Genomic DNA, 13,421 nt, shown 5'->3' on the forward strand with positions numbered 1-13,421 from the left:
CGCCTCCTCTCGGCGTATCGAGGGCTGGGATGAACCAACCCAAGCGGATATGTGATTACAACACGGAATCGGGGCCTTCGAGAAGGCCTCCGTTCCCGTGGCTAAGAACCTATGGGGATTGCCGGGGCATGCGCAAACTATTTTTTCGACGAGTTCGTATCAGCCTCGTCCTCGGTCCCCTCCGGGGCCCGGCCTGCGCAGATGGCCAGGACGTCGGTCCCGTAGCGGTGGAGCTTGCGCATCCCGACGCCGGGGATCCTGGCGAGCTCGGCCTCGTCCTCGGGGCCGGTCTCGGCGATCGCGATCATGGTCTTGTCGGTGAAGACGCAGAAGGCGGGCTGGCCGCTGCGCCGGGCGATGTCCGCACGCCACTCGCGCAGCCTCTCGTAGAGACCCTCGTCCATGTCGGACGGGCAGTCCTCGCAGCGCATCAGCTTCATCTCACCGGCCTCGGTGAGGGTGCGTCCGCAGACCCGGCACCGGGCGGGGGTCCGCCGGGTGCGTCTGGGGACGACACCGGCGGGGCCGCCGGGCACTCCGCGCTCGACGCCGCCCGGCCCGCCCGCCCCGGCGCGGCCCGCCACGGCGGCGGAGCCGGGGCGCAGCCCGTCGAGGAAGCGGCTGGCGCGGCGGTTGGCCCGGCCGCCCGGTGAGCGGGAGAGCGCCCAGGAGACGTGGAGGCGCTCGCGGGCGCGGGTCACTCCGACGTAGAGGAGGCGACGCTCCTCCTCGATCTGCTCGTCGGTCTTGGCGTAGGTGATCGGCATCATGCCCTCGGCGACGCCGACGAGGAACACGACGTCCCACTCCAGGCCCTTGGCGGAGTGCAGGGAGGCCAGGGTGACGCCCTGCACGGTCGGGGCGTGCTGGGCGCCGGCCCGCTCGTCGAGTTCCGCCACGAGGTCGCCGAGGGTGGCGTCGGCTCTCGCGGCGGCGAAGTCGTGCGCGAGGTTCACCAGCGCGGCGAGGGACTCCCAGCGCTCTCTGACGGCCCCGGAGCCGGCCGGGGGCTGTGCGGTCCAGCCCTCGCCCGAGAGCACGGCACGGACCTGGGAGGGCAGGTCGACGGCCTCGTCCAGCAGGGAGTCGTTGCCCCCGAACCGGGCGGCGGCGCGCAGCGCGACTCCGGCCTTGCGCACCTCGGGGCGGTCGAAAAAGCGCTCGGCGCCCCGCAGCTGGTAGGGGATGCCGGCGTCCGCGAGGGCCTGTTCGTAGGTCTCCGACTGGGCGTTGGTGCGGAACAGGATGGCGATCTCGCCGGCCGGGACGCCGGAGTCGAGCAGCGCGCGGATGCGGTGGGCGGCGCCCTCGGCCTCGGCGGGTTCGTCGCTGTACTCGGTGTGGACGGGTTCGGGACCGGCGGGCCGCTGGGAGATCAGTTCCAGCCGGTGGTCGGCGGCCCGTCCGCGGGCCTGGGCGAGCAGGCCGTTGGCGAGGTGGACGACCTGGGGGGTGGAGCGGTAGTCGCGGACGAGCTTGACGACGGTGGCGCCGGGGTGGCGGGTGCGGAAGTCGAGCAGATGGTCGGGGGTGGCTCCGGTGAAGGAGTAGATCGTCTGGCTGGCGTCGCCGACCACGCACAGGTCGTCCCGGTCGCCGAGCCACAGGTCGAGCAGCCGCTGCTGGAGCGGGCTGACGTCCTGGTACTCGTCGACGACGAAGTGCTGGTACTGGGCGCGGACCTGGTCGGCGATGTCGTGGCGGTCCTGGAGGATGGCCACGGTCAGCAGCAGTACGTCCTCGAAGTCGATGACCGCGCGGGCCCGCTTGAGGTCCTCGTAGGCCGAGTAGAGCTGGGCGATCTCGGCCGGGTCGCGGGGCGTGTCGCGGCCCGCCTTCACGGCCGCGCGGGCGTAGTCGGCGGGCACGGTCTGGGTGACCTTCGACCATTCGATCTCGGCGGTGACGTCCCGCAGTTCACCTCGGTCGAGGCGGACGCGGCAGGCGGCGGCCGCGTCGGCGACGAGCTGGACCTTGCGGTCGACGAGCCGCGGCATGCCACCACCGACGGCTTTCGGCCAGAAGTACTGGAGCTGGCGCAGGGCGGCGGAGTGGAAGGTGCGGGCCTGGACGCCCTGCGCGCCGAGCATCCGCAGCCGGCCGCGCATCTCCCCTGCGGCGCGGTTGGTGAAGGTGACGGCGAGCACGCTGGACGGCTGGAGGATCCCCGCGCGCACCCCGTAGGCGATGCGGTGGGTGATGGCCCGCGTCTTGCCCGTACCTGCTCCGGCCAGGACGCACACCGGACCGTGCAGGGCGGTGGCCACTTCGCGCTGCTCGGGGTCGAGTCCGTCGAGCACCGCGTCGGGGGTGTCCGGTACCCGCGGGAAGAGGGTGGAGTGCGTTGCTGCTGTCACACCGCCATGCTGCCAGGTCGCCGGAGACGGATGAGTCGGTTGTCCACAGGGGGACGCACGCAGTCGTACTAATGCGGCAGGCGTCACCTCCGTACCGATACCCCCTGTGGGAATGGCAGCCCGGTCGCGTACGTTCCATCAGCGCGAGCACCCGTTCCCCGGAACCGACGAAGGAGCACGAGAGACATGTCGGGCACTGTGACGATGTACAGCACCACGTGGTGCGGCTACTGCCGTCGGCTGAAGAGCCAGCTGGACCGCGAGGGCATCGCGTACAACGAGATCAACATCGAGCAGGACCCCGAGTCCGCCGCCTTCGTGGAGAAGGCGAACGGCGGGAATCAGACAGTTCCGACCGTGCGTGTAATTGCCTCCGGTGGTAACGAGGTCGTGATGACCAACCCGAGCCTCGCCCAGGTGAAGCAGGCCCTCGCGGTCTGACGCCGGCACGGCTCACGGCCCCCTTCGGTGACTGCCGAAGGGGGCCGTTCCGCGTCCGCGGCCGGGTCAGGCGAAGCTGCGGGTCGGCAGCGGCTTGCCGTACCAGAGCTCGATCAGGCGGGCGGCGATCGAGATCCCGTACGGCGGGAGCACCTCGCCGGAGTCGAAGGCGGCGCCCAGCTCGTCGCGGGAGAACCAGCGGGCCTCGCCGATCTCGTCGCCGTCGACGTTGATCTCCGTGGTGGTGGCGCGGGCCATGAAGCCCAGCATGAGGCTGGACGGGAACGGCCACGGCTGGCTGGCGACGTACTCGACCTGTCCGACGGTGACGCCGGCCTCCTCGAAGACCTCGCGGCGCACGGACTGCTCGATGGACTCGCCGGGCTCGACGAATCCGGCCAGCGTCGAGAAGCGGCCCTCGGGCCAGTGCACCTGGCGGCCGAGCAGGAGCCGGTCGTCCTCGTCGGTGACCGCCATGATCACGGCGGGGTCGGTGCGCGGGTAGTGCTCGGCGCCGCAGGCGGGGCAGCGGCGGATGTGTCCGGCGGCGGCGATCACCGTGCGCTCGCCGCAGCGGGAGCAGAAGCGGTGGGTGCGCTGCCAGTTCTCCAGGCCGACCGCGTGCACCATGAGTCCGGCGTCGCGCGGGGACAGCAGCAGTCCGGCCTCGCGCAGGCCGGCCGGGCGCGCGGACTGGTCCATACGGCCGGGCAGGGCGTCCTTCTGGAGCGCGAAGTAGCTGACGCCGTCGTCGTCGATGCCCAGGAAGTAGCGGTGCGCCTCGGTGAGGGGTGCCTCGAACGACGGGGTCATGACGAGTTCGGTGCGGCCCTCGGGTGTCTCGTCTATCAGGACCTGGCCGCCGGAGACCACAAAACAGCGGGTGGACGGGTGACTCCACGCCGCCGCGAGCCAGGCCTCGTCGAGCCGGTGGTGCGCGGCGCGGTCGATGCCACTGGGGGCGGTGAGCGAGATGGGGCGGTCGGCGGTGTGGTCGGTCCAGGTGGTCACGGGTGCTTCCAACTCCCCCTGTGGAACGGTTCGTTTCGGCGGGTGGTTCGGCGGGACGTACGGCAGGAGGTGGCCTTGTCCGTCGGGGCGGTGCGCGGGGCGGTCCTTCCAGTGTGCCCCGCGCGTGCGGCCGTTTCGGACGGCGCGGGCCGGTCAGGGCTCATGACGCCAGTGCTCGGCAAGGTCGCCCCAGAGGTACGCCGTGGTCTCGACGCCCTTGAGGAGCAGATCGAGCTCCACCTTCTCGTTGGGGGCGTGCCAGCCGTCGGAGGGGATGGAGATGCCCAGGAACAGCACGGGGGCGTCAAGCACCTCCTGGAGGTCGGCGGCCGGTCCGGAACCGCCCTCACGGGTGAAGCGCACCGGCTGCTCGAAGGCGCGGCTCATGGCACGGACCACGGACTGCACGGCCGGGTGGTCCAGCGGGGTCAGACACGGGCGGGTGGCCGGTCTGAAGAAGATCTCGTGCCGGATTCCGTCGGGCAGCTGCTGGGCGGCCCACGCGCGGACGGCCTTCTCGACGTGGTCGGGGTCCTGGCCGGCGACCAGCCGGAAGGACAGCTTGACCATGGCGTCGGACGGTACGACGGTCTTGCTGCCGGGGCCCTGGTAGCCCCCGCCGATGCCGTTGACCTCGGCGGTCGGGCGGGCCCAGATGCGTTCGAGCGTGGTGTGTCCGGCCTCGCCGAGGGTGGCGTGCGACTTGGCGGTGCGCAGCCAGCTCCGCTCGTCGAAGGGCAGCTCGGCGAAGAGTTCGCGCTCGCGGTCGGTGAGCTCGACGATGCCGTCGTAGAAGCCGGGGACGGCCACGCGCGCGTGCTCGTCGTGCAGGGCGGCGACCAGGCGGGCCAGGGCGGTCGCCGGGTTGGGCACGGCGCCGCCGAAGGACCCGGAGTGGATGTCCTGGTCGGGGCCGAAGAGCCTGATCTCGCACTCGGCGAGGCCGCGCATGCCGGTGCAGACGGTGGGGGTGTCGGCGGACCACATGCCCGTGTCGGAGACGATCACGGCGTCGGCGGCGAGCCGCTCGGCCCGCTCCTCGACCAGGGCGCGGAAGTGCGGCGAGCTGGACTCCTCCTCGCCCTCGACGAGCAGCTTCAGATGCACCGCGGGGGCCGTGCGCCCGGTCGCGGCGAGGTGGGCGCGGACGCCGAGTGTGTGGAAGAACACCTGGCCCTTGTCGTCGGCCGCCCCGCGCGCGTAGAGCCGGTTCTCCCGGACGACCGGTTCGAAGGGGTCGCTGTCCCAGCCGTCCTCGCGGGCCGCGGGCTGTACGTCGTGGTGGCCGTAGACGAGGACCGTGGGCGCCTGTGGGTCGTCGCTGGGCCACTCCGCGTAGACGGCGGGGGCGCCGGGCGTCGGCCAGACCTCGGCGACCGGGAACCCGGTCTCGGTCAGCTTGGCGGCGAGCCAGTCGGCGCTGCGCCGGACGTCGTCCGCGTGCGCGGGCTGGGCGGACACCGAGGGGATGCGCAGCCACTCCGCGAGATCGTCGAGGAAGCTTTCGCGGTGGTCGTCGATGTACGCGCGGACGGCGCTGTCCGGGGTGTGGCTCATGGTCACGAGCCTATCGGCCCACAGTGACAGCCCGACCGTGCGATTCGTCACCGGGCTCCTCGCCGAGCAGCAAGGACTCCAGCGCGGCCCGGTCCGGCAGGGCGTCGTGCCGTTCGACGTCTCCGGTACGCACGTACACGAAGGCGGCCGTCACCGACTCCGGTGGTACACCCTGCTGTTCGGCCCACGCGAGCCGGTACAGGGCGAGCTGGAGCGGGTCCGCGGTGCGGCCGCGCCCGGTCTTCCAGTCGACGATCTCGTACGTCGCCGTGTCGCCGTCGCCCTCCCGGTAGACGGCGTCGATACGGCCGCGGATCACGCGGCCCGCGATGCCGAGCTGGAAGGGCGCCTCCACGCGGTAGGGCGTGCGGTGGGCGTACTCGGTGCGGTCGAAGGCCTCCTTGAGGGCCTCCAGGTCGCGTTCGTCGGCGATCTCGGCGTCGCCGCCGGGCAGTTCGTCGGGGCCGAGCATGGGCAGGGTCAGTTCCTCGAAACGGGCCTCCACCCAGGCGTGGAAGCGGGTGCCCCGGCGGGCCGCGGGCTGCGGGGGGCGCGGCATGGGGCGGGCCAGCTCCTGCGCGAACCCGTCGGGGTCGTCGGCGAGCCGCATGACCTGCGACGCGGTCAGCGAGGACGGCAGCGGGACATCGGTGACCCGCTCCCGCGCGCGCAGCAGCTCGCCGGTGAGGGCGTCGAGATCGCGGTCCCAGGAGGCGACGAGCCGGGCCTCCTCCGGAGTGAGCCGCGCAGGACGGGGCCGGGTGGCCTGTTCCGGCTTCGGCGTCTGGTGCGGGACGGTGGGGCGGCGGGTGTCCCAGGAGTCCCAGCCGGCGGGGTCGTCGTCGGGCTCGGTGCCCGGTGGCTCGTTGTCGTGGGGCGACTCGCCGTACGGGACGTGGTCGTGGGACGACTCGTCGTGCGGGACGTGGTCGTGGGACGACTCGCTGTACGGGACGTGGTCGTGAGGAGACTCGCCGTACGGGACGTCGTCCTCGTACTCCTCCCCGTACACCCGGTCGTCCCCGTGTCCCCCGTCCTCCCCGTGCGTCGTCGCGTCGTCGTCGGGTGCGGTGGGCCAGTCCGGGTCGTCGTAGGTGTCGGGGTCGTGTTCCGCCGCGCGGTGGGCGGTTTCGCGGGCGGCGATGTCGTCGAGGTGGGCGAGGACCGTCGCGGCGGCGGCGCGGCGCCTGACGAGGGCGACGTCGTCCAGGGGCAGGGGCCACACCTGGTCGGCGGTCTGCTGGTGGAGGGCGGGGTTCTCCTCGTCCTCCGCGGGTTCGTCGGCCCAGGCGTCGATCTCCCCGTTTCCGTCGGCGCAGTGGTCGTACAGCGCCATGAGGAAGTCGGAGGGGCCGCGGCGGCGCTTCTGGGTGGGGCCCCACCAGTGGCCGGAGCCGAGGAGGAGGGAGCGGGGGCGGGTGAAGGTCACGTAGCCGAGGCGGAGTTCCTCGGTGTGCTGGTGGTCCTTCATCGCCTCGTGGAAGTCCTTCATACCGCGCGCGTCCCACGTCCTGATGTCGGGGAGCGTGTCGGCGTCGCCGCGCAGCTCGTGCGGCAGCACCTTGGCCTGGGCGGTCCACTTCTCGCGGCCCTGGCCGCTGGGGAAGGTGCCGGTGACCAGGCCGGGGACGGCGACGACGTCCCACTCCAGGCCCTTGGACCGGTGCGCGGTGAGCACCTTGACGGTGTTCTCGCCGCCCGGCAGCGCGTTGTCGAGGCCCTTCTCGTACTGGGCGGCGGTGCGCAGGAAGCCCAGGAAGGCCAGGAGGGTGGCCTCGCCGTCGCCGGCGGCGAAGGACGCGGCGACGTCCAGGAAGTTGGAGAGGGTCTCGCGGCGGCGGGCGGCCAGCGCGTGCGGGGACGCGGAGAGTTCGACCTCCAGGCCGGTGACGGCGAGGACGCGGTGCAGGACGTCCATGAGCGGGTCGGACAGCGAGCGGCGCAGGTCGCGCAGTTCGGCGGCGAGCCGGGCGAACCGCACGCGCGCGTCCGGCGAGAACGGCAGCCCGTCGTCGTCCCCGCCCTCCAGGGGTGACTCCAGGAACGTGTCCAGGGCGTCCGCGAGGGAGATCACCTCCGCCGGGTCGATCCCCTCGACGGCCTCGGCGAGCCGGCGGTCGGGATCGTCGTCGTCTCCTACGCGCGCGTAGGAGACGAGCAGCCGGGCGCGGCGGCCCAGGAGGGCGAGGTCGCGGGAGCCGATGCGCCAGCGCGGGCCGGTCAGCAGCCGGACCAGGGAGGCGTTGGCGCCGGGGTCCTGGAGGACCTCGCAGACGGCGACGAGGTCGGCGACCTCGGGCAGGCGGAGCAGCCCGGAGAGGCCAACGACCTCGACGGGGACGTCGCGGGCGACGAGTGCGCCCTGGATCTCGGCGAAGTCGCCCGCCGTGCGGCACAGGACGGCGATCTCGCCGGGCGCCGTGCCGGTGCGCACGAGGTGGGCGAGGGAGTCGGCGAGCCAGTCGATCTCCTCGGCGTGGGTGGACAGCAGGGCGCAGTGGACCTGGCCGTCGCGTTCGGCGCCGGGGGCAGGGCGCAGGGCCTCCACGCCCGCGTGCATGGCGCGCAGCGGTTCGGCGAGGCCGTTGGCGAGGTCGAGGAGGCGGCCGCCGCTGCGGCGGTTCTCGCTGAGGGCCTGGCGGGTCGCGGGGCCGCCGTCGGAGCGGGCGAAGTGCTCGGGGAAGTCGTCGAGGTTGGCGACGGAGGCGCCGCGCCAGCCGTAGATCGCCTGGCAGGGGTCGCCGACGGCGGTCACGGGGTGGCCGGTGCCGCCGCCGAACAGGCCCGCCAGGAGGACGCGTTGGGCGACGGACGTGTCCTGGTACTCGTCTAGGAGCACCACGCGGAACTCGTCGCGCAGGATGTGGCCCACCTCGGGGAGCCCGCCGAGCCGGGCGGCGAGGGCGATCTGGTCGCCGAAGTCGAGCAGGTCGCGCTCGCGCTTGGCCGCGCGGTAGCGCACCACCAGTTCGGCGAGTTCGCGGCGGGCGGCGGCCGTCTCGGGGACCTTGCGCAGGTCGGCGTTGGTGAGCCGGGCACTCTGGACGGCGAGCAGCAGTTCGGCGTCCCACGCGCGCAGGCTCTCCGGCCGTACGAGGTGTTCGGCCAGCTCGGAGTCGAGGGTGAGGAGGTCGCTGACGAGGTCCGGGAAGGAGCGGGTGAGCGCCGGGTAGGGGCCCGGGGCCTCGCGCAGGACACGCGCGGCGAGCTGGAAGCGGGTGGCGTCGGCGAGGAGGCGGGAGGACGGTTCCAGGCCGATGCGCAGGCCGTGGTCGGTCAGCAGCCGGCCCGCGAAGGCGTGGTAGGTGGAGATGACCGGCTCGCCCGGCGGGTTGTCCGGGTCGATGGCGTCCGGGTCGGTGACGCCCGCCCTGACCAGCGCCTTGCGGACACGCTCGGCGAGTTCGCCCGCCGCCTTGTTGGTGAAGGTGAGGCCGAGCACCTGCTCGGGGGCGACCTGTCCGGTGCCGACGAGCCACACCACGCGGGCCGCCATCACCGTCGTCTTGCCGGAGCCCGCGCCCGCCACGATCACCTGCGGGGCGGGCGGTGCGACGATGCAGGCTGTCTGCTCCGGGGTGAACGGGATCCCGAGGAGCTCCTTGAGCTGCTCGGGATCGGTGATACGTGCGGGCATGTCCGAGAGGCTAGCGGCGAGCACTGACAACGGATGCCGGATCGGCCGCCGGGACGGAGGAACCGCAGGTCATCCCCTGTGGTGCCGTAGGTCACTCCACCACGTGGCGTCCCTCGGGCCGCACGCTGCACGAGGCCCGGAACGCGCAGTGCGCGCACTGCTGGCCGGCGGTCGGGACGAACCGTTCGTCGAGGACCTTGCCGGCGGCGGTGGCCAGCAACTCGCCGACCCACTCCCCCTCCAGGGACTCCTGCGCCTGCACCTTCGGCAGCGTCTCGCCGCCGTCGCGTTTGGCCGCGCCCTGGCGCAGCTGGACGAGTTCGGCGCCGCCGGGCCGCGGGCGTACGCCGTCGAAGGCCTCGTCCACGGCGCCCTCACGGACGGCGAGCTGGTAGACCGCGAGCTGCGGGTGGCGGGCGACCTCGGCCGAACTGGGCGCCTGCTTGCCGGTCTTGAAGTCGACGACATAGGCGCGGCCGTCACCGTCCGCCTCCACGCGGTCCATCTGGCCGCGGATGCGCACCTCGTAGTCGCCCGCTTCGAGGGTGACATCGAAGTCGTGCTCGCTCGCCACAGGGGTGCGGCCCGCGCGGTCCATCACATGCCACTTGAGGAAGCGTTCGAGCGCCACGCGCGCGTTGTCCTTCTCCTGGGCGGACTTCCACGGCGCGTCGAACGCGAGCGCGTTCCACACCGAGTCGAGCCGTTCCATCAGGACGGGGAGGTCGGCCGGGGAGTGCCCGGAGGCGACCTCGTCGGCGAGGACGTGCACGACGTTGCCGAAGCCCTGCGCGGCCGTCGCGGGCGCGTCGGCCTTCACCTCGCGGCCCAGGAACCACTGGAGGGAGCAGGTGTTGGCGAGCTGGTCGAGGGCGCTGCCGGACAGCACCACCGGCTGGTCGCGGTCGCGCAGCGGCACCTTGGACTCGGTGGGCTCGAACATGCCCCACCAGCGGTAGGGGTGCGCGGAGGGCACCAGCGGGCGGCCGTCGTCGTCGGCGAGTGCGGCCAGCCGGGCCAGCCGGCGGGCGGCGGCCTCCCTGAGCGTGTCGGAGACGCGCGGGTCGACGGTGGTGGCGCGCAGTTCGGCGACGAGCGCGGCGACGGACAGGGGGCGGCGGGGGCGGCCGGTGACGTCCCTGGGTTCGACGCCGAGTTCGGTGAGGAAGCGGGAGGGCTGGTCGCCGTCGTCGGCGGGGGCCTTCACCGCGGTGACGACGAGTCGCTCCTTCGCGCGCGTGGCGGCGACGTAGAAGAGGCGGCGTTCCTCGGTGAGCAGGGCGCCCGGGGTGAGGGGTTCGGCGAGTCCGTCGCGGCCGATCCGGTCGGCCTCCAGCAGGGAGCCGCGGCGGCGCAGGTCCGGCCACAGCCCCTCCTGCACCCCGGCGACGACGACCAGCCGCCATTCGAGGCCCTTGGAGCGGTGTGCGGTCATCAGGCGGACGGCGTCGGGGCGCACGGCACGCCGGGTGAGCGTGTCGGCGGCGATGTCCTCGGCGTCGATCTCCTCCAGGAAGTTCAGCGCGCCACGGCCTCCGGTGCGCTCCTCCGCGCGCGTGGCCGTCGCGAAGAGCGCGCACACGGCGTCCAGGTCGCGGTCCGCGTTGCGGCCGGCCGCGCCGCCCCGGCGGGCGGTCCGCTCCAGGCGCGCGGGCCACGGGGTGCCGTCCCACAGGTCCCACAGCGCCTCCTCGGCCGTACCGCCGCCCGCCAGGCGCTCACGCGCGGTACGCAGCAGCGCGCCGAGGCGCTGGGCACCGCGCGCGTAGACCGGGTCGTGCACGGCGAGCCGCTCCGGCTCCGCGAGGGCCCGCGCGAGCAGCTCGTCCGAGGGCGGCGGCAGCGCGTTCCCGGCGGCCCGCTCCTCGTCGCGCAGGGCCCGCCCGAGGCGGCGCAGATCGGCGGCGTCCATACCGGCGAGGGGGGAGGCGAGGAGGGTGAGCGCGGTTTCGGTGTCGAGCCAGCAGGACGGCTCGCCCGCCTCCCCGGCGGCCGGCTCGTCCGCCTCCGCGTTGGCCACCTCGTCCAGCGCCCCGGAACCGCCCCCCTGCTCCCCCGCCACCTCGACGGCCGGCTCACCCGCCACCTCGACGGCCGGCCCACCCGCCTCCTCGGCGGCCGGCTCACCCGCCTCCGTGGCGCCCGCCTCCTCCGGAGTCCGGGGCTCCTCCTCCCGCTCCCCCGCCTCCGCCGTCGCCACCGCGCGGAGGGCTGTCAGCAGAGGGGCCACCGCGGGTTCGTGGCGCAGGGGTGCGTCGTCGCCGTCGATGTCGAGGGGCACGCCGGCGGAGGTCAGCGCGCGGCGGACGGTCGGGATGGTCCGGGAGCCCGCGCGCACCAGGACGGCCATGTCCCGCCAGGGGAGACCGTCCTCCAGGTGTGCCCGGCGCAGGATGTCGGCGATGTTGTCCAGCTCGGTGCCGGCGGTCGGGTAGGTGAAGACGTCGACGCGACCGCCGTCGCGCACGGGGGCGAGTTCGCGGTGGGCGCGCACCTTGTCGGCGGGCAGCCGGGTCAGCGGCATACGCCGGGTCAGCAGGCGCGTGGCGGTCAGCAGGGCGGCGCCGGAGCGGCGGGAGGTGCCCAGCACCTCGACGGGGGCGGGGCGGCCGTCCGCGCGGGGGAAGTCCCGCGGGAACTCGAGGATGCCGTTCACGTCGGCGCCCCGGAAGGCGTAGATCGACTGGTCGGGGTCGCCGAAGCCGACCAGGGTGCGGCCTCCGCCGGCCAGCGCGTGCAGCAGCCGGACCTGGGCGGCGTCGGTGTCCTGGTACTCGTCGACGTAGACGGCGTCGTACTGCGTGGCGAGTCGCTGCGCGACGTCCGCGCGGTGGGCGAGGAGCACCGCGCGGTGCACCAGTTCGGCGTAGTCGATGACGCCCTGGAGGTCGAGCACGTCGAGGTACTCGGCGAGGAAGGCGGCGCCGGCGCTCCAGTCGGGGCGTCCGATGCGGCGGGCGAAGGCGTCCAGGGCGGCGGGGCCGAGGCCCAGCTCGCGGCTGCGGGCGAGCACCGCGCGGACCTCGTCGGCGAAGCCGCGGGTGGTCAGGCAGGCGCGCAGCTCGTCGGGCCAGCGCACGTGGGCGAGACCGAGCCGCTCCAGGTCGGCCTGGCCCGCGAGGAGCTCGCGGACGGCGACGTCCTGCTCGGGGCCGGAGAGCAGCCGCAGGGGTTCGACGAACAGTTCGCTGTCCTGGTGGGCGCGGACCAGGGCGTAGCAGAACGAGTGGAAGGTGGTCGCCTGCGGCGCCTGTGCGGCTCCTATGCGCAGGGCCATCCGGTCGCGGAGTTCGACGGCGGCCTTGCGGCTGAAGGTCAGGACGAGGATCCGCTCGGGGTCGGCTCCGCGCGCGATGCGGGCGGCCACCGACTCCACCAGCGTGGTGGTCTTCCCGGTGCCGGGACCTGCGAGGACGAGCAGCGGCCCGTGGTCGTGGGCAACCACCTCGCGCTGTTCGGCGTCCAGACGAGGGGGGTCCGGCGGCGCCGGTGGGGTACGTACCAGCCGGTAAGCGCCACGGTTCCCCTGACGCACCTGGAGGTGCGGCAGGCGCCTTGTGGAGGATGAGGAGCTCACGTGGTTCGCCGGTCCTGGTGGTCGTGCTCGGTTCTGTCGCGGGCGGCGGTGGGTGCCGTCTCAGCGAGGGAGTCGGGGGGCGGTCGCCGCCGGGTGTGGAGGGCGGTGGCCGCGGGGTGAGTGGGGTGCGCGCAGCCGACGGTACGCCGCCGAGCATGGCGGAGGCCGGTCTTCCGGTTGTTCCCGTGCGGCCCACACGTCACGCGCGCCTCTCACCGCACGACCGTACGTCATGTCACGGAAGTGCCCTGTTTCCCTCGTACGGATCACGCGTCTCCCATGGCGGCGCTCGATGCCGGAAGCTGTCAGGTGTGAACCTCCGCGTGGTCGCCGCCGTCCCATCGCGCCCGTTTCATATCGATACGGGGCACATGGCCCTCGGCGGCCCGGCTCGCCTCCTTGAGAGGCGTTCCCTCGGTTCTGTACCGGTCGAGGGCGCGCAGCTCGTGTCCGGGCAGCAGGGCGCCGTCCGAGCGCACGACGCGCCACCACGGCACGGCGCTGCCGTAGAGCGCCATCACCCGGCCGACCTGGCGCGGTCCGCCCTCCTGCAACCACTCCGCGACGTCGCCGTACGTCATCACGCGGCCGGGCGGGATCAGCTCGGCCACCTCAAGGACCCGCTCGGCGTATTCCGGCAGCGCGTCCGCGTACTCCGCGCGGGCGTCCGCCGGCAGGCTCTCCTCGCTCATTCGTCCCATCCTGCCCCACGCCACCGACAATGTGACGGGCTCGCGACGGAGCGTGGCCCTCGCCCCGCGGGAGCGCTTCCGGCAGACTGTGCGCCCCCGCATTTGCACCCTGATGCCCCCGTGTGTCGGTGGGGCATGCCACCATCATG

General features: G+C 73.5%; 7 protein-coding genes. 1 reads left to right on the forward strand and 6 read right to left on the reverse strand.

Annotated features, from left to right (window positions below):
• Positions 1-137: 137 nt before the first annotated feature.
• Positions 138-2,444, reverse strand: coding sequence for an ATP-dependent DNA helicase UvrD2 (locus ACIQAC_RS26700; RefSeq protein ID WP_402194931.1), 2,307 nt, complete (start codon positions 2,442-2,444; stop codon positions 138-140).
• Positions 2,445-2,543: 99 nt separating this feature from the next.
• Here ACIQAC_RS26700 and ACIQAC_RS26705 point away from each other — a divergent pair, with 99 nt between their 5' ends.
• Positions 2,544-2,798, forward strand: coding sequence for a mycoredoxin (locus tag ACIQAC_RS26705; RefSeq protein WP_402194934.1), 255 nt, complete (start codon positions 2,544-2,546; stop codon positions 2,796-2,798).
• A 66-nt stretch (positions 2,799-2,864) separates the two neighbouring features.
• Here the strand turns inward: ACIQAC_RS26705 and nudC are convergent, their stop codons facing one another.
• The 5 genes from nudC to ACIQAC_RS26730 form a co-directional block, all read right to left on the reverse strand.
• Positions 2,865-3,809, reverse strand: coding sequence for an NAD(+) diphosphatase (gene nudC / locus ACIQAC_RS26710; RefSeq protein ID WP_402194936.1), 945 nt, complete (start codon positions 3,807-3,809; stop codon positions 2,865-2,867).
• Between the two features lie 153 nt (positions 3,810-3,962).
• The gene (locus ACIQAC_RS26715) at positions 3,963-5,366 is read right to left on the reverse strand and encodes a dipeptidase (protein WP_402194937.1); all 1,404 of its coding nucleotides are present in this window, start codon (positions 5,364-5,366) and stop codon (positions 3,963-3,965) included.
• 10 nt (positions 5,367-5,376) lie between these two features.
• Entirely contained in the window at positions 5,377-9,003 is a 3,627-nt protein-coding gene (locus ACIQAC_RS26720) for a UvrD-helicase domain-containing protein (protein WP_402194938.1), read from the reverse strand.
• 91 nt (positions 9,004-9,094) lie between these two features.
• Positions 9,095-12,580, reverse strand: coding sequence for an ATP-dependent helicase (locus ACIQAC_RS26725; RefSeq protein ID WP_402194941.1), 3,486 nt, complete (start codon positions 12,578-12,580; stop codon positions 9,095-9,097).
• A 305-nt stretch (positions 12,581-12,885) separates the two neighbouring features.
• The gene (locus ACIQAC_RS26730; protein ID WP_402194943.1) at positions 12,886-13,272 is read right to left on the reverse strand and encodes an MGMT family protein; all 387 of its coding nucleotides are present in this window, start codon (positions 13,270-13,272) and stop codon (positions 12,886-12,888) included.
• Between the last annotated feature and the right edge of the window lie 149 nt (positions 13,273-13,421).

Source organism: Streptomyces sp. NPDC088387, from assembly GCF_044753385.1.
In the GTDB taxonomy this organism is placed as follows: domain Bacteria; phylum Actinomycetota; class Actinomycetes; order Streptomycetales; family Streptomycetaceae; genus Streptomyces.